Here is a 16,086-nt window from a genome sequence, read left to right as displayed (position 1 = left end):
ATCCACCCGGCGATCTCGCCCCAGGGGTTGCCGGGGAACCTCCTCGTCACGGCCTCGCCGGTGTCCGCGTCGAGGGCGCAGACGGTGGTCGACCTCAGGTGGACGTCCATCCCGAACGCGGTAGAATACTTTGGCATGGGAGCCTCCCAACCTCGTTGCGGCGCGGCTGCGCCTATGGCACTTCAACATCATTGTCGCAGCCCCGACCCGCGGTCACGAGCGGGGGCTCCTATCTTTTTAGTGCCCTCGGATTGGGTCATAGTGTCTGGCGTTGACAAAGCATCGGCGTTCCCTTGGCTGTTGGATGTAGTCGTTGGGGACGTTCTTAAATGACTAGTTGAAAGGGACACTCTTGCCGGCACTTGGGGACAGTCCCTAAGTGCCGGCAGATTGGGACACTCCTTTGCAAGGTGGCGCTGAAGACCGTCCCCAACGACCAGTCGTTTAAGAACGTCCCCAACGACTAGCTCGGGAACCTGATCCTAATGCACTAGTTTCTGTCGAGTCGGTGCTTCTTGCGGGTTGCCCGTATAATGGTTTGCGTATGAACCGCAACCAAGGAGTTCCAGTTTATGGACCAGAGCCTTTTTAAATTCGACCTGATCGCCGAGGATCCGACGACGCATGCGCGTGCCGGCGTGCTGCACACCCCGCACGGCGACATCGAGACGCCGATCTTTATGCCCGTGGGCACCAAGGCAAACGTCAAGGGCATCCCCACCGAGACCGTCAAACAGCTCGGCGCCCAGATCGTGCTTGCCAACACCTATCATCTGTCCATGCGTCCCGGCGAGGACACTATCGCCGAGCTGGGCGGCCTGCACAAGTTTATGAACTGGCACGGTCCTATCCTCACCGACTCGGGCGGTTTCCAAGTGTTCAGCCACAACGACGCCGTCAAGCTCACCGACGAGGGCGTGCGCTTTATCGTCAACGACTACGACGGCCGCCACGTGTTCTGGACGCCCGAGGACAACATGGAAATCGCCATGAAGCTCGGCTCCGACATCTGCATGCAGCTGGACCAGTGCCCGGGCTATCCCGCCACGCGCGCCTACGTTGAGCGCGCGGTGGAGCTGTCGAGCATGTGGGCCGAGCGCTGCTACAAGGCTCACACCCGCGATGACCAGGCGCTCTTTGGCATCGTCCAGGGCGGCATGCATCTGGATCTGCGCCTGCGCTCTCTGCGCCATCTGGAGGAGTGCGGCGACTTCCCCGGTTACGGCATCGGCGGCTACTCGGTGGGCGAGGACCACGAGACCATGTTCGAGACCCTGGCGCCGCTTGTGAGCGAGTACATGCCCAAGCACAAGCCGCGCTACCTGATGGGCGTCGGCAACCCGACGACGCTCGTGCGCGGCGTGGGCGTGGGCATCGATATGTTCGACTGCGTGCTGCCGACGCGCACCGGCCGCATGGGCACGGCATTCTCCAGTGAAGGTCGCCTTAACTTCCGCAACGCGCGTTTTGCGCACGACGACGGCCCCATCGACCCCACCTGCACCTGCCCGGTGTGCACGGGCGGCTACAGCCGCGCGCTCATTCGCCACATGGTCACGCAGAAGGAGATGCTCGGCGGCATCCTGCTTTCGATGCACAACATCTACTACCTGCTCAACCTTATGCAGCGTGCTCGCCAGGCCATTATCGAGGGTCGCTATGGTGCATTCGTGAGCGATTGGATGAATAGCCCTGCCGCGGTGGATTACTAAGGGCGGCGCGGGCGCTTGCAGGCACTCGCGCGATGTCGAGACCGCGTGCCAATCGACCGCGCGCAGCCGTCGCCGGGCATCGCATTCGCCGGCGTCGGTTGCGCGACCGCTAACCGATAGCTTGCAAGCACTTGATACATCGTGGGTACCATACCGAATAGTTGATGTTCGGGCGGGTGTTTGGCGCATGGCGTCGACCCCGCCCGTTTTTCTTTTTCTCGATAGGAGTACCCATGATTAAGAACGAGAATGTCGAGGGCGAGCCTTCCTACGACGAGACGTACCGCCGCGGCCCCGTGGTCATGCGCGGCCCGATGATTCCTAAGGACAATACGTACGCTAACCTGCTGGCGCCCGAGGAGTCGACCGACTGGTTGCATGCCGATCCGTGGCGCGTACTGCGCATCCAGGCCGAGTTTGTCGACGGCTTTGGCGCGCTTGCCGAGCTCGGACCTGCGGTGACCATCTTCGGTAGCGCCCGCACGCCCAAGACCGATACGCTCTACAAGGCGGCGCGCACCGTCGGGCGTAAGATTGCCCAGCGCGGCGTGGCGGTTATCACCGGTGGCGGCCCCGGCATCATGGAAGCGGCCAACAAGGGAGCGGCGAGCGTCAACGGCAAGTCAGTTGGTTTGGGCATTGAGCTGCCGCACGAGCAGGGGCTCAACAAATACGTGAACCTCGGTATGGACTTCCGCTACTTCTTTGTGCGCAAGACCATGTTCGTCAAATACAGCTCGGGCGCTATTGTGTTTCCCGGCGGGTTTGGCACGCTCGACGAGATGTTTGAGGTGCTCACGCTGGTGCAAACGCACAAGGTCAAGCGCATGCCGCTTGTGCTGGTAGGCAGCGAGTACTGGCAGGGCCTATTCGACTGGCTTAACGGTCCGGTGATGGACGCCGGTATGATCAGCCCGCTCGATCCGGAGCTGGTGCACATCACCGACGACCTCAACGAGGCCGTCGACATCGCCCTGAGCGGGCTGATGTAGAGTAGCTAAAATGGGACGGGGCTAAAAAGACTGGTCTGAAACGTTTGATATCAGTCTTTTTAGCCCCGTCCCAAATGAACTGCTTCTAAGTTGCGGTGGAATAGGGATTGATTTGCGGCTGATAAGCCAAAAACAGTCCCTATTTCACCGCAACTGATGTGGGCGTTCCTAGCGAGTTGGCTGGTAGCGGGGGCAGTAGCTGATGGCGATGGCGTCGACGCCTACGTGGGTCGCGATGGTGCAGCCGATGGGGCCGGTGCCGGCGTCTACGTAGTCCTGGCCCGCGAGCGCCTGGTTGACGAGCTCTTGTTCCTCAGCGGCACCGGTTGTGAGCACGCGTACGCTTGAACCCGGGTGTTCTGCCAAAAATGCGAGGCAATCGGCCATGGTGTTGGCGACGATGCGCTTGGCACCGCGGCCCTTTTTGATGGCCTTGATCTCGCCCGATTTCCACTCCGGCGAAACGGCCAGGCGAATGTTGAGCATCTGCGTGAGCTGGCCGGCGAGTTTGGGCGCGCGGCCGTTCTTAACGAGGTTCTCGAGCGTGCGGGGAATCAGCAGCAGGTGGGCGTCGGGCAGCGTCGCGCGGATCTGCGCCTCGGTCTCGTCCAGGCTGCGGCCGTCCTCACGCATGGCGAGCGCGTACTCCACCAGCAGGCCCTCGGCGCCCGAGCCGGTGCGCGAGTCGATGCAGCGCACGTCGAGCTCGTGGGTATCGGCTACCTGGCACGCGTTGGCGTAGCAGGCAGACCACTCGCTGCATAGCGAGATAAAGATGGCGCTATCGTGGCCGTCGGCGAGCACGCGGTCAAAGAGTGCCTTGAATTCGCCGGCGCTCGGCTGCGAGGTGTGCGGCAGCTGCTCGGAGCCTGCCATGCGGGCGACGTACTCTTCGGCGGTGATCTGCACCTGGTCGAGCAGGTCCTCGCCTTCGATAATCACATGCAGCGGAATGACGTAAATGCCGAGCTCTTGGGCGCGGGCGGGGGAGATGTCCGACGTGGAGTCGGTTATGATGGCAAAAGACATAATTGCACCTTTCGTTGGGGCGTTTGCGCGCCGCCTTCTGAGAGCAAAGTGCGACAAGTATAGTAGAGTCATTCCACATTTCCAGCTTTAATTGTTGAATAGTCAACAGTTTGAAGTGTCGGTGTGGAAATCGCCAATTGGGGAAGAGGGATATCGATGGCGGCATTACAGCTATGCGAGCGGCCGATTGTGCTGTTTGATTTTGATGGCACGGTAGCCGATACGGGCCGGGCGGTGATGACCTCGACGTACAAGACGCTGGCTGCGCGCGGGTTTTCGGAGGCGCAGATGGGTGACCTGCGCCGCATGATCGGGCCGCCCCTGTGGAAGAGCTTTCACGACTTTTACGGCTTCTCGCGCGAGGAGTCGCTTGTGGTGGCCGACGAGTACCGTGCCTTTTTCGATGAGCTGGGGCCGGAAGAGTACCCCGTGTTCGATGGAATCCCCGAGCTGCTCGACAGCCTTGCCGCGCAGGGGCATCGCATGGCGGTCGCGACGTCTCGCATGGAGGCGAAGTGCATCGATATGGTGCATGAGCTGGGGCTTTGCCAGTTTGAGGCCGTGGTTGGCATGAATCCGCCGCAGGGGCGCGAGACCAAGGCGGATTCGGTCCGCGATGCGCTGGCGGCCCTGGGTGCGACGGCCGACGATGCCGTGATGATCGGCGACCGCTTCAACGATGTGGAGGGCGCGCACGCGATGGGCGTGCCGTGCATCGGCATCTATTCGGGCGCGGCGGCGCCGGGGGAGCACGAGGCCGCGGGCGCCGATGCGGTGGTGCACTCGGTGGCCGAGCTTGCTAAACTTTTCGCTATATAAGTATGTGATGTGAGGGGCGGGCACGCTCACCCCTCATTGGTAAGGAGGTCGTCCATGAATCAGGTGGAGCAGAGCGTTGCTGAGTATGTAGACGAAGTTTGGGAAGATGTCGTCGCCGATATCGAGCAGCTGGTGAGTTATCCGTCCGTGGCCGTTGCTGCCGATGCGGAGCCCGGCGCGCCGTTTGGCCGCCCGGTCCGTGACGCGCTCGATTGCGCGCTCGGCATCGCGCAGAAGCTCGGCTACCAGACGAGCGACGACGGGGGCTATGTGGGCATCGCCGACATTCCCGGCCGCGGCGACAAGCAGCTCGCGACCATCTGCCACGTGGACGTGGTGCCCGCCGGCCCCGGTTGGAACACCGACCCGTTTGCGATGGAGCGTCGCGAGGGCTGGCTGCTCGGTCGCGGTGTTATCGACGACAAGGGTCCGGCGGTGCTGTCGCTCTACGCCGGCGCCTATCTGCTCAAGCACGGCATTACCCCGCGCTATACCTTCCGCGCGCTGCTGGGCTGCGATGAGGAAGTGGGCATGTCCGACGTTCACCATTATCTGGAGAACCACACAGATCCCGACTTTCTGTTTACGCCCGATGCCGAGTTCCCGGTTTGTAATGCCGAGAAGGGCCAGTTTGGGGCGACGTTTGTGAGCTCTAGGATCGATGGCGGGCGTATTGTGTCGTGGAGCGGTGCCGAGGCGAGCAACGCCATTCCGTCGCAGTCTATCTGCGAGCTTGCGATTGCCGCCGATGAACTACCGGCGCCGGTCGAGAACGCCGACCGCCTGGAGATTACGACGCTCGATAACGGCCATGCGCAGATTTTTGCCCACGGCATTGGCGGTCATGCTTCGATGCCCGAGGGTACGATCAATGCCGTCGGCCTCATCGTGGCGTATCTGCGCGAGGCCGAGGATGCGTTTGGTGCGCGCGACGAGCGCCTGCTGACGCCTGCCGAGCACGAGTTTGTCAAGTTTCTGGCCTTTGTGCATGCGGACGCCTATGGCCGCGGCCTGGGTATCGACGCGACGAGCCCGGCGTTTGGCCCGCTCACCTGCAACCCCGGCGTCATCCGCGTGGCGGATGGCCACATTGAGCAGGTCATCGACGTGCGTTTCCCCGACAGCACGAGCGCCGATACCATCTGCGAGCAGCTCGAGCCGCTCGTGGGCCGCTTTGGTGTGACGTATCGCGTGGGTCGTACCAAGGTGCCGTTCTCGGTCTCTGCTGACGATCCGGCCGTGAAGGCGCTTATCGATACCTATAATGAGTTTACGGGCAAGCATGCCGAGCCCTTCGCCATGGGCGGCGGCACGTACGCACGCAACTTTGCCCGCGCCGTCTCATTTGGCCCCGAGGAAACCGGCCTGGAGCTGCCCGCATGGGGCGGCCAGATGCACGGCCCCAACGAGTGCGCCAACGAGGAACAGCTCAAGCAAGCGCTCAAGATTTATATCGTGGCCATCCTGCGCCTCAACGAACTTGAGCTGTAGGGCTTCCCCAGGCACCCGACCTTGCCCCTCAAACCGTCGCTTGCGTACCAAAGTACGCGGCGCTCCTCTTTCGGGGCAATCTCGGGCACCTGGGAAACCCCTATATCCTGCTTGGATACAAACTTGCATTACGAGCCCGGTGCTTCGGCCCGGGCTTTTTCTGTTGCGGTGGGGTAGTCATTGGGGACGTTCCTTTGGTGTAAAAGGTGCGCCATGTTCGGCGCTGGATTGTTATCCGTTTGTAAAGGCTGGGCAGAGCTTGCGGTAAGGGTCTATCAAATGACCGTAAGAAACCGCAGATAAGGCGGTCGTCGCCCGATCGAGGCCGTATCTTTCCAAACAGCAAAGCGGGCAGGGTGCCCGCGATTCGCATGTATGAAAGGAAGATCATGCTCGATCAGGCTTATTCTCGTCGTCAGTTCCTCGGCCTCGCTGGTGGTCTTGCCAGCATCGTCGGTCTCGGTCTCGTTGGTTGCGGCGGCTCCGGCGCATCCGACGCCGCCGACAAGGGCAGCGCCGCTGCTGCCGAGTCCGTCTCCGGCGAGGTGACCTACGACGGTGCCTCCTCGTTCCAGGCTCTCGTCGAGGCCGCTGCCGAGAAGTTCATGGATGCCAACCCGGACGTCTCCGTCTCCGGCTCGGGCAACGGTTCGGGCAAGGGCCTGACCGCTGTCGCCGCCGGCACCGTCACCATCGGCAACTCCGACGTCTTCGCCGAAACCAAGCTCGAGGCCGATCAGGTCAAGAACCTCGTCGACCACGAGGTCGCCGTCGTGGGCATGGGTCCCGTCGTCTCCAAGAACGTGACGGTCGACGACCTGTCCCTCGAGCAGCTCAAGGGCATCTTCTCCGGCCAGATTTCCAACTGGAAGGAGGTCGGCGGCGACGACGCTACTATCGTCGTTCTCAACCGCAAGGCCGGCTCCGGTACCCGCGCCACCTTCGAGGCTGCCGTCTTTGGCGACGAGGCTGTCGACTTTAAGGGCGATGCCGAGCTCGACAAGTCCGGCGACGTTCAGACTCAGATGGGCAGCACCGACAACGCCATCTCCTACCTCGATTTCTCGCACTTCGATGACTCCAAGTTCAACGCCATCAAGGTCGAGGGCGTGGAGCCCAAGAGCGCAAACGTCACCGACGACTCCTTCAAGATCTGGGCTACCGAGCACATGTACTGCGCTAAGGATGCCGACGAGGCCACCAAGGCCTTCCTGGAGTTCATGCTTTCCGATGACGTCCAGGGCAAGCTCGTCGAGGAGCAGGGCTTTATCCCCGTCTCTGCCATGAAGGTCGTCAAGGACGCCAGCGGCAAGGTCTCCGCTAAATAAGTAATCGCCCCGGAAAGGTTTGCAATGGCAAAACAGCTGCCAAAGCGCGACCTTGAGAACGTGGGCCTGGGCGTCACGGGCGCGTGCGTTGCGCTCGTGACGCTTGTCGTTGCCGCGCTCATCTTTATGGTCGCCCAAAAGGGCCTCTCGGCTTTTCTCAAGGACGGCGTTTCGGTCGTCGAGTTCTTCACCGGCGCCAAGTGGGACCTGGCCAACACAGCCGAAAGCGGCCTGCCCTACACCGGCGCTCTGCCCCTGATTGTCACCTCGTTTGCGGTCATGGTGCTCTCCACGCTCATCGCGCTGCCCATCGCCATCGGCTCTGCCATCTTTGCGGTCGAGATTCGGCCTAAGTTTGGCTCCAAGGTCTTTCAGCCGCTTATTGAGCTTTTGACCGGCATTCCCTCGGTCGTCTTTGGCCTGATCGGTTTTCACGTGGTTGTCGGCCTTATGAAGAGCGTTTTCCACGTGAGCACGGGCCTGGGCATCTTGCCCGGCGCCATCGTGCTGGCCGTCATGATTCTGCCGACGATGACCACCCTTTCGGTCGATGGCCTGCGCGCCGTGCCCGACAGCTACCGTCAGGGCTCGCTCGCGCTGGGCTACACCCGTTGGCAGACCATCTGGCACGTGGTGCTCAAGTCCGCCATGCCGTCGCTCATGACCGCGGTCATCCTCGGTATGACCCGCGCCTTTGGCGAGACGCTCGCTGTGCGCATGGTTATCGGCGGCATCGAGGCCATGCCGACGTCGCTGCTGTCGCCGGCCTCGACCATTACCACCACGCTCACCACGTCTATGGCGGTCTATGCCGAGGGTTCGGCCCAGGACGACGTTCTGTGGGCGCTCGGCCTGCTGCTGATGGGCATGAGCCTCATCTTCATCCTGATTATCCATCTCATTGGCCGCAAGGGGGCGAAGGCTCGTGGCTAGCACGCGCATCCATATCGACGAGGCGAGACTCGGGCGTGTCCAAAAACAGGACCGCATCGCCACGGGCGTGTTGACGGCGATCGTCGCCATCGTCATGCTCATCGTCATCTCCATGGTGGCCTATATCCTGTTCGAGGGCGTCTCGACGCTGCTTAAGCCGGGCTTTCTCACGGAGCCCGCGCGCGCCAACGGAACTCAGGGCGGCGTGCTCTATCAGCTGTTCGACTCGTTCTATCTGCTGCTGATCACCCTAGTCATCTCGGTACCCATCAGCTTGGGCGGCGCGGTCTTCCTGGTCGAGTACGCGTCGGACGGACCCATTCGCGACATCGCCTCCACCGCCATCGAGACGCTGTCTTCGCTGCCTTCCATCGTCGTCGGCATGTTCGGCTTTCTGGTGTTCTCGGTGCAGCTGGGCTGGAAGTACTCCATCATCTCCGGCGCCGTCGCGCTCACCATGTTCAACATCCCCATCCTGGTGCGCGTGATTCAGCAGGCGCTCGAGGACGTGCCACAGGCCCAGCGCGATGCGTGCCTGGCCATGGGCCTTACCCGCTGGGAGGCCACGCTGCATATCTTGATTCCCGAGGCCATGCCCGCCATCGTGACCGGCATCGTGCTTTCGGCCGGCCGCGTGTTTGGCGAGGCCGCGGCGCTGCTCTTTACCTCGGGCATGAGTTCGCCGGTTCGCCTGAATTTCTTGAGCTTTAACCTGTCGAGCCCCACCTGCGCCTGGAACGTGTTCCGCCCCGGTGAGTCGCTTGCCGTGCACATCTACAAGATCTATGGCGAGGGCAGCCCCGAGGCCCAGCAGATCGTCTGGGGCACCGCTGCACTGCTGATGATCTGCGTGCTGCTGTTTAACGTAGTCGCCCGCATCGTGGGCAAGCAACTGGCAAGGAAGATGACGGCCGAATGAGCGAGATGAATGCAACGCCCGCAACCGAAGCGGCATCGTCCGACACCCGGGACTTCCTGTCGAGCGTGGGGGAGAGCGAGAAGCGCGTGCGCGTGAGCGGCAAGGCCGTGAGCGACGAGGTCATGCTCTCCACCAAGGACGTCAACGTGTACTATGGCGACCACCATGCGCTGCACGACACGTCGCTCGACTTTCACAAGGGCGAGATCACGGCGCTCATCGGGCCTTCGGGCTGCGGTAAGTCGACCTTTCTGCGCAGCCTCAACCTGATGAATCGCGAGATTCGCGGCTGCCGCGTGGAGGGCGATATCAACTACCGCGGGCGCAACGTGAACACCAAGACCGAGAACACCTATGAGCTGCGCCGCTCCATTGGCATGGTGTTTCAGCAGCCCAACCCGTTCCGCAAGTCCATTCGCGACAACATCACGTTTGCGCCCAAGCGCCACGGCATTACCGACCGCGACGAGCTCGACCGCATGGTCGAGGAGAGCCTGCGCGGCGCGGCACTGTGGGACGAGGTCAAGGACAAGCTCGATAAGAGCGCCTATGCGCTCTCGGGCGGACAGCAACAGCGCCTGTGCATCGCACGCACGCTGGCGCTCAACCCCGACGTGATTCTGTTCGACGAGCCCTGCTCGGCACTCGACCCCATCTCGACGCTGGCGATCGAGGACCTCATGTCTTCGATTGTGGCCGACCGCGCTATCGTCATCGTGACGCACAACATGGAGCAAGCTTCGCGTGTGTCCAACCGCACGGCGTTCTTCTACATGGGCGATATGGTCGAGTACGACGAGACTGACGAGATTTTCCAACGGCCCAAGGATCAGCGGCTGAATGATTACCTCACCGGCATGTTCTCCTAGTCCGGGACATGCTTGAGGCCCGCGGCGGCCACGGTCGCCACGGGACTGATTGGAGGGGCGGGTTATCTCTTTTGTGAGATGGCCCGCCTTTTTGTGTCGCTGCCAGACCGACCACCACAAAGGGGACAGGCACCTTCGTGGTGGTTTGGGGTGGGGCTCGCTGCTATCATGGACAACGTTGAATTTCTACGAAGGAGCAGGGCATATGGCGATTCTTTTGGGATGCGATTCCATCAGCCTAGAGTTTCCCACCAAGCATATTTTCGATAGCGTAACGCTCGGCGTGGGCGAGGGCGACCGTATTGGCATCGTCGGCAAAAACGGCGACGGCAAGTCGACGCTGCTGAGCGTGCTCGCCGGCACGCTGGATCCCGACGACGGCCGCGTGACGCACCGCCGAGGCACCACGATCGGTCTGCTCGGCCAAAAGGACCAGCTTGTCGACACCGACACCGTGCACCATGCCGTCGTGGGCGACACGCCCGAGTATGAGTGGGCGTCGAGTCCGCGTACGCGCCAGATCCTCGCCGGTCTCATTAGCGATGTGCCCTGGGAGGGCACGGTGGGCGAGCTTTCGGGCGGTCAGCGCCGTCGCGTGGACCTTGCGCGCCTGCTGATCGGCGACTACGACGTGCTCATGCTCGACGAGCCCACCAACCACCTGGACATGCGCACCATCAACTGGCTCGCGCGTCACTTAAAGGCCCGCTGGCAGCGCGGCCAGGGCGCCATGCTCGTGGTCACGCACGACCGCTGGTTCTTGGACGAGGTCTGCACCAGCATGTGGGAGGTCCACGACGGCCAGGTCGATCCCTTCGAGGGCGGCTACTCGGCATACATCCTGCAGCGCGTGGAGCGCGACCGCATGGCCGCAGTTACCGAGGAGCGTCGTCGCAACATGGCGCGCAAGGAGCTCGCGTGGCTGAGCCGCGGCGCCCAGGCGCGCTCCACCAAGCCCAAGTTTCGCGTGGATGCCGCTCGCGAACTCATCGCCGACGTGCCGCCCGTGCGCGACGAGCTGGAGCTCAAGCGCCTGGCGGTGAGCCGCCTGGGCAAGCAGGTCATCGACGTGATCGACGTGGACGCCGGCTATGCGGATACCGACGGCGCGCCCAAGCAGGTGCTCTCCGACGTGACCTGGCTTATCGGCGCGGGCGACCGCTATGGTCTTTTGGGTGAGAACGGCGCCGGCAAGTCGACGCTACTTGACGTAATCCGGGGCAAGATTGCGCCCCTGCGCGGCCGTGTAAAGATCGGCCAGACGGTACGCTTTGGCGTGCTGTCGCAGCAGCTCGAGGAGCTCGAGCCCTACATGGGCGACACGATCCGCGAGGTGCTTAGCAACTATAAGAAGTACTACGTCATCGACGGCAAGGAGACTTCGCCCGAGAAGCTTTGCGAGCGCCTGGGCTTTACGACGCAGCAGCTCTGGAGCCGCATCGGCGACCTTTCGGGCGGCCAGCGCCGTCGCCTGTCGCTGCTGCTGACAATTCTGGACGAGCCCAACGTGCTTATCCTGGACGAGCCGGGCAACGACCTGGATACCGACATGCTCGCGATTGTCGAGGACCTGCTCGACGGCTGGCCGGGCACGCTGATCCTGGTGACGCACGACCGATTCCTCATGGAGCGCGTGACCGACCAGCAGTGGGCGTTGCTCGACGGCCACCTGACGCATATGCCCGGCGGCGTCGACCAGTACCTGCGCCTGTGCAACGCCACCGCCGAGGGCGAGCCCGTGGGCGCGCCGAGCGCCAAGACCGGCACGTTCGACACCGGCGCCGCAGCGGTTGTGGCCGATAAGCCCAAGGCGAGCGGGCAGCCCAACGGCCTGTCCAACGCCGAGCGCCAGAAGCTCCGCCGCGAGGTGAGCTCGCTCGAGCGCAAGATGGAAACGCAGCGTGCCCGCGTGGAGGAGGCCGAGGCCGCCATGGCCCAGGTCGATCCCACCAACTACACGGCGCTTGGCGAGCAGCAGGCAAAGATCGACGAGGCCCACGCCGCCATGGACGAGCTGGAGATGGCGTGGCTCGAGGCGAGCGAAAAGCTCGAGGGCGAGGAGTAGACGAGGATGATCAAAGCCGCGTTTTTCGATATCGACGGCACGCTGCTGAGCTTTAAGACCCACCGGATTCCGGCGTCGGCGCAGCAGGTGCTCGACAGCTTTCACGAGCAGGGGATTGTGTGCGTGATTGCCACGGGTCGCCCGACCTACCAGATGCCTGATTGGCTGTTCAACTTGGGTTGGGATGCGTACATTACGCTTTCGGGCCAGCACTGCTTTGATGCCGAGGGCGTCTACCGTAGCTGCCCGATTGACCCGGACGACGTTGCGGTGATTGTGGACCAGGTGGCGCAGGGGCGCTATGACTCGCTGTGCATGCAGGGCGAGAACTCGTTTGTGAACCGCCTGTCCGAGCGCGTGGTGACGGCCGGAAGCAACGCGGGGATTGTCTACCACGAGGAGCCGTTTGAGCACGCCTTTGACGCACCGGTCTACCAGTTCTGCGCCTTTGTGGACCCGGCCGACGAGCATATCGTGACCGATGCGGTGGCGCATTCTCTCACTACGCGCTGGTGTGATTTGTTCTGCGACATTATCCCTGCCAACGGCGGTAAGGACCTGGGCGTGGCGGCGACGCTGGAGCGCCTGGGCATCGATGCGAGCGAGGCGATTGCCTTTGGCGATGGCGAGAACGACCTGTCGATGTTTTCCGCCGTGGGCACGAGCGTGGCCATGGGCAACGCGCAGGACACGGTGAAGGCTGCAGCGACCTACGTGACGACCGCCGTGGACGACGACGGCATCTGCAACGCCGCGAAGCACTTTGGATTGATGTAACTGCGGGCCGGCACCTGGCACCTGGGGACACTCCTTGCGGGGCGTCCCCATTTTGTTTTCGTCCCGCACGTTTTGTGAAACACGGCTAACTTTTAGACAAAGTAGTAAGACATGGGCAACTTTTGCGGTAAAGTTAGCCGTGGAAAGTATCCAAAGGCTAACTAGCAATCATCGCGAAAGGCGGCCCATGGCCCTACGTGAATCCGGAGAAGACTATCTCGAATCAATCTACGTTCTGTCGGAACGTCAGGTCATCGTGCGCTCGATCGACGTTGCGGAGTATCTCGGCGTAACCAAGGCGAGCGTTTCCAAGGCCATGGCGACGCTGGAAAGCAACGGCTATGTCGAAATGGGCAAACGAGATGTTCATCTGACAGAGCGAGGGCTGGAGGTCGCTCGCCAAATGTGGGAGCGCCACTGCTTTTTCGTGGGGCTGCTGGAGGATGCGGGTGTTTCGGCTGAGGTCGCGTCGCAAGAGGGCTGCCACATGGAGCACTGCCTGAGCGAGGAAAGCTTCGAGAAACTGAGTGCGATGCTGAACCGGGGCGAGGCGACGGGCCAAGCGGCGGAATCCTAACGAACCCCCAGTAGCGCGGAGTTCGCGCAAAGCGCGAACCAGCGACCGGGACCAGCGGCCCTTTCGGCCAAGTCCATTTCAGCAAAGGAACCCTGCCAGCAAGCGATGCCCAAGAACTGCCAGCTACGTCACCGCAGGCCGGGGCCGGGCTTGGTTTTGAAAACACTCCGCAGCGCGAGGCCCGTCTTTCCGTTGCTCCGCAGGAGCAGGAAAGGCGGGCCTCATGCGCGAGGACGTTTTCAAAACCAAGCCCGGCCCCGGCCGGAGGGACCACGAGTGCTACAGGTTCTTGACACCCATCGCGCGCATGGCGTTCAGGATGGCGATGATCGCCACGCCTACGTCGCCGAACACGGCAAGCCACATGTTGGCGATGCCCAGCGCTGCCAGCACAAGGATCAGCAGCTTAACGCCCAGCGCAAAGATGATGTTCTGCCAGACGATCGTCATGGTCTTGCGTGCCACGCGGATCGCGCGGGAAATGTTGGACGGCTTGTCGTCCATGAGCACGACATCGGCGGCCTCGATCGCAGCGTCAGAACCCATAGCGCCCATGGCAATGCCCACATCGGCGCGCGTAAGCACGGGCGCATCGTTGATGCCGTCGCCCACAAAGGCGAGCTTGCCCTTGCCACTCTCGGTTGCAAGCAGCGCCTCGACGCGCTCGACCTTATCGCCCGGCAGCAGCTGCGCGTGGAACTCGTCGAGACTGAGTTGCTTGGCCACAGACGCCGCAACCTCCTCGCGGTCGCCCGTGAGCATGACGGTGCGCTTGACACCGGCGGCGTGCAGGTCGCGAATCGTTTGCTCAGCATCGGCCTTGACGGTGTCTGCAATCACGATGTGGCCGGCGTACACGCCGTCAACGAGCACATGCAGAATCGTTCCGACGACCTCGCAATCGGGCGCTTCGACTCCGGCCGCGGCGAGCATCTTTGCGTTGCCAACGACGACGTGCTTGCCGTCGATGGTTGCCGTCACGCCATGGCCCGCGTCGTTGGTGGAGTCGCTTACGCGCTTGGGGTCGACCTCGCCCTGGTAGGCGACACGTACGGACTGCGCGATGGGGTGATCGGAGAACGACTCAGCAAGGGCTGCGACTTCGAGCAACGACTGCTCGGTATAGCCGGCCTCGGGGTGTACCGCGACCACCGAGAACGTGCCGTTGGTGAGGGTGCCCGTCTTGTCAAAGACGACGGTGTCCACGTCGGCGAGCGTCTCGAGGTAGTTAGAACCCTTGATGAGAACGCCCAGCTTGGATGCGCCGCCGATGCCGCCAAAGAAACTAAGCGGCACGCTGATCACCAACGCGCACGGGCAGCTGACGACCAAGAAGGTCAGGCCGCGCAGAATCCAGTCGGACCAGGCACCGGTGACCAGGCCACCGCCGAGCGCGAGCACCGCGGCAGCGCCGGTGACGGCGGGCGTGTAGATGCGGGCAAAGCGCGTGATGAAGTTCTCGGTGCGTGCCTTCTTTTCGCTGGCATTCTCCACGAGCTCCAGGACGCGTGCGACGGTGGACTCGCCAAAGGGCTTGGTGGTGCGCACGTGGATGAGCCCCGTCATGTTGATGCAGCCGCTGATGATATCGTCTCCGGTTTTGGCCGGGCGGGGGACCGACTCACCGGTAAGGGCGGCGGTGTCGAGCTGGGTTTCGCCCTCGACGATGACGCCGTCGATAGGCACGCGCTCGCCGGGCTTGACCACGATCACGGTGCCGACCGCGATGTCATCGGGGAAGACCTGTTCGAGTGAGCCGTCGGGTTGCTCGACGTTAGCGTAGTCGGGCGCGATGTCCATCATGGCGCTGATCGACTTGCGGCTCTTGCCCACGGCGTATGCCTGGAACAGCTCGCCGACCTGGTAGAACAGCATGACGGCGGCGCCTTCGGCCATGTGCGGGTCTGTGTCGGGGAAGAGCACCATGGCAAATGCGCCGATGGTTGCGACGGCCATGAGGAAGCTCTCGTCGAAGGCCTTGCCGCGGCGGATGTTATTGAATGCCTTTTGCAGTACGTCGTAGCCGGCAATCAAAAACGGCACGAGGAACAGCACAAAGCTGGCGTAGATGTCGCCCGGGGTGCCGAATGCGGCGGTAAGGGTGCTGAACTCATCGAGGGCGTACACCACGGCAAAAATGCCCAGCGCTACCAGGATGCGGTTGCGCTTATGCTCGAGTGATTCTTTTTTCTTGCGCTTCTTCTTTTTCTTTTTGGGGTCGGCGGTGGCCATGACTCGTATCCTCCCATTTGAATGTATGAACATTCGCTCATATAATTTCGCGAGCAAAGGCCGCAGCAAGCGCGGCCTTGCAGGTTGGCGTAAACCTGGGCTAGAGAATAATCTCGCAGTCCGGCTCGGCGTCGGCCGTAAACTCAACAACGCGGTTGAGCACCTCGTCGAACTCAGCATCATCGGCCTCGAGCGTCAGCTTCTGGGTCATAAAGTTGACGGACACGGATTTGACGCCCTCGAGCTTGGCCAGCTCGTCCTGAAGCTCGCGCGCACAGTTGGCGCAATCGATCTCATCGAGCTTGTACTGCTTTTTCATGGTGGGTTCCTTTCCCGTTTTTGC

At 62.3% G+C, this 16,086-nt stretch carries 14 protein-coding genes; 11 read left to right on the top strand and 3 right to left on the bottom strand.

Features of this window, described 5'->3' with window-relative positions:
* The first annotated feature begins 572 nt into the window (after positions 1–572).
* Together tgt and AAAX31_RS07295 are read left to right on the top strand one after the other, a co-directional pair.
* Entirely contained in the window at positions 573–1,712 is a 1,140-nt protein-coding gene (gene tgt, locus AAAX31_RS07300; RefSeq protein ID WP_055285790.1) for a tRNA guanosine(34) transglycosylase Tgt, read from the top strand.
* A 233-nt stretch (positions 1,713–1,945) separates the two neighbouring features.
* The gene (locus tag AAAX31_RS07295) at positions 1,946–2,704 is read left to right on the top strand and encodes a TIGR00730 family Rossman fold protein (RefSeq protein ID WP_117848647.1); all 759 of its coding nucleotides are present in this window, start codon (positions 1,946–1,948) and stop codon (positions 2,702–2,704) included.
* A 168-nt stretch (positions 2,705–2,872) separates the two neighbouring features.
* Here the strand turns inward: AAAX31_RS07295 and AAAX31_RS07290 are convergent, their stop codons facing one another.
* Complete coding sequence (locus AAAX31_RS07290) at positions 2,873–3,733, bottom strand: DegV family protein (protein WP_349076705.1); 861 nt, start codon at positions 3,731–3,733, stop codon at positions 2,873–2,875.
* Between the two features lie 156 nt (positions 3,734–3,889).
* On the opposite strand from AAAX31_RS07290, the gene AAAX31_RS07285 reads away from it, so the two are divergent.
* The 9 genes from AAAX31_RS07285 (at position 3,890) to AAAX31_RS07245 (ending at position 13,511) form a co-directional block, all read left to right on the top strand.
* A complete protein-coding gene (locus tag AAAX31_RS07285; RefSeq protein WP_349076704.1) occupies positions 3,890–4,552 on the top strand; it encodes an HAD hydrolase-like protein in 663 nt (220 codons plus the stop codon).
* A 54-nt stretch (positions 4,553–4,606) separates the two neighbouring features.
* Entirely contained in the window at positions 4,607–6,043 is a 1,437-nt protein-coding gene (locus AAAX31_RS07280; protein ID WP_271738257.1) for a M20 family metallopeptidase, read from the top strand.
* 389 nt (positions 6,044–6,432) lie between these two features.
* Positions 6,433–7,371 (top strand): phosphate ABC transporter substrate-binding protein, encoded by a 939-nt coding sequence (locus AAAX31_RS07275; RefSeq protein ID WP_271738256.1) that lies wholly within the window; start codon positions 6,433–6,435, stop codon positions 7,369–7,371.
* A 24-nt stretch (positions 7,372–7,395) separates the two neighbouring features.
* Entirely contained in the window at positions 7,396–8,304 is a 909-nt protein-coding gene (gene pstC, locus AAAX31_RS07270; RefSeq protein WP_349076701.1) for a phosphate ABC transporter permease subunit PstC, read from the top strand.
* Positions 8,297–9,223, top strand: coding sequence for a phosphate ABC transporter permease PstA (gene pstA, locus AAAX31_RS07265; RefSeq protein ID WP_349076699.1), 927 nt, complete (start codon positions 8,297–8,299; stop codon positions 9,221–9,223). The genes pstC and pstA overlap by 8 nt, the downstream gene beginning before the upstream one ends.
* The gene (gene pstB, locus AAAX31_RS07260; protein ID WP_349076698.1) at positions 9,220–10,092 is read left to right on the top strand and encodes a phosphate ABC transporter ATP-binding protein PstB; all 873 of its coding nucleotides are present in this window, start codon (positions 9,220–9,222) and stop codon (positions 10,090–10,092) included. Before pstA ends, pstB begins: the two co-directional genes overlap by 4 nt.
* Before the next feature lie 205 nt (positions 10,093–10,297).
* Positions 10,298–12,157 (top strand): ABC-F family ATP-binding cassette domain-containing protein, encoded by a 1,860-nt coding sequence (locus AAAX31_RS07255; RefSeq protein WP_349076697.1) that lies wholly within the window; start codon positions 10,298–10,300, stop codon positions 12,155–12,157.
* A gap of 6 nt (positions 12,158–12,163) precedes the next feature.
* The gene (locus AAAX31_RS07250) at positions 12,164–12,934 is read left to right on the top strand and encodes a Cof-type HAD-IIB family hydrolase (RefSeq protein WP_271738251.1); all 771 of its coding nucleotides are present in this window, start codon (positions 12,164–12,166) and stop codon (positions 12,932–12,934) included.
* Between the two features lie 187 nt (positions 12,935–13,121).
* Positions 13,122–13,511, top strand: coding sequence for a metal-dependent transcriptional regulator (locus AAAX31_RS07245; protein ID WP_349076696.1), 390 nt, complete (start codon positions 13,122–13,124; stop codon positions 13,509–13,511).
* Between the two features lie 279 nt (positions 13,512–13,790).
* On the opposite strand, the gene AAAX31_RS07240 is transcribed toward AAAX31_RS07245, so the two are convergent.
* Entirely contained in the window at positions 13,791–15,743 is a 1,953-nt protein-coding gene (locus AAAX31_RS07240) for a heavy metal translocating P-type ATPase (protein WP_349076695.1), read from the bottom strand.
* Positions 15,744–15,843: 100 nt separating this feature from the next.
* Positions 15,844–16,062: a heavy metal-associated domain-containing protein gene (locus AAAX31_RS07235; protein ID WP_022095001.1), complete on the bottom strand. Its 219-nt coding sequence runs from the start codon at positions 16,060–16,062 to the stop codon at positions 15,844–15,846.
* Positions 16,063–16,086: the final 24 nt, after the last annotated feature.

The sequence above is a fragment of the Collinsella sp. CLA-ER-H5 genome (genome assembly GCF_040092375.1).
Taxonomy (GTDB): domain Bacteria; phylum Actinomycetota; class Coriobacteriia; order Coriobacteriales; family Coriobacteriaceae; genus Collinsella.
This window is presented reverse-complemented; position numbering and strand designations above follow the sequence as displayed.

Bases quoted from the DNA above. Each gene is read 5' to 3' on its own strand.
- tgt (WP_055285790.1), top strand. From the start codon at position 573: ATGGACCAGAGCCTTTTTAAATTCGACCTGATCGCCGAGGATCCGACG.
- AAAX31_RS07295 (WP_117848647.1), top strand. From the start codon at position 1,946: ATGATTAAGAACGAGAATGTCGAGGGCGAGCCTTCCTACGACGAGACG.
- AAAX31_RS07290 (WP_349076705.1), bottom strand. From the start codon at position 3,733: ATGTCTTTTGCCATCATAACCGACTCCACGTCGGACATCTCCCCCGCC.
- AAAX31_RS07285 (WP_349076704.1), top strand. From the start codon at position 3,890: ATGGCGGCATTACAGCTATGCGAGCGGCCGATTGTGCTGTTTGATTTT.
- AAAX31_RS07280 (WP_271738257.1), top strand. From the start codon at position 4,607: ATGAATCAGGTGGAGCAGAGCGTTGCTGAGTATGTAGACGAAGTTTGG.
- AAAX31_RS07275 (WP_271738256.1), top strand. From the start codon at position 6,433: ATGCTCGATCAGGCTTATTCTCGTCGTCAGTTCCTCGGCCTCGCTGGT.
- pstC (WP_349076701.1), top strand. From the start codon at position 7,396: ATGGCAAAACAGCTGCCAAAGCGCGACCTTGAGAACGTGGGCCTGGGC.
- pstB (WP_349076698.1), top strand. From the start codon at position 9,220: ATGAGCGAGATGAATGCAACGCCCGCAACCGAAGCGGCATCGTCCGAC.
- AAAX31_RS07255 (WP_349076697.1), top strand. From the start codon at position 10,298: ATGGCGATTCTTTTGGGATGCGATTCCATCAGCCTAGAGTTTCCCACC.
- AAAX31_RS07250 (WP_271738251.1), top strand. From the start codon at position 12,164: ATGATCAAAGCCGCGTTTTTCGATATCGACGGCACGCTGCTGAGCTTT.
- AAAX31_RS07245 (WP_349076696.1), top strand. From the start codon at position 13,122: ATGGCCCTACGTGAATCCGGAGAAGACTATCTCGAATCAATCTACGTT.
- AAAX31_RS07240 (WP_349076695.1), bottom strand. From the start codon at position 15,743: ATGGCCACCGCCGACCCCAAAAAGAAAAAGAAGAAGCGCAAGAAAAAA.
- AAAX31_RS07235 (WP_022095001.1), bottom strand. From the start codon at position 16,062: ATGAAAAAGCAGTACAAGCTCGATGAGATCGATTGCGCCAACTGTGCG.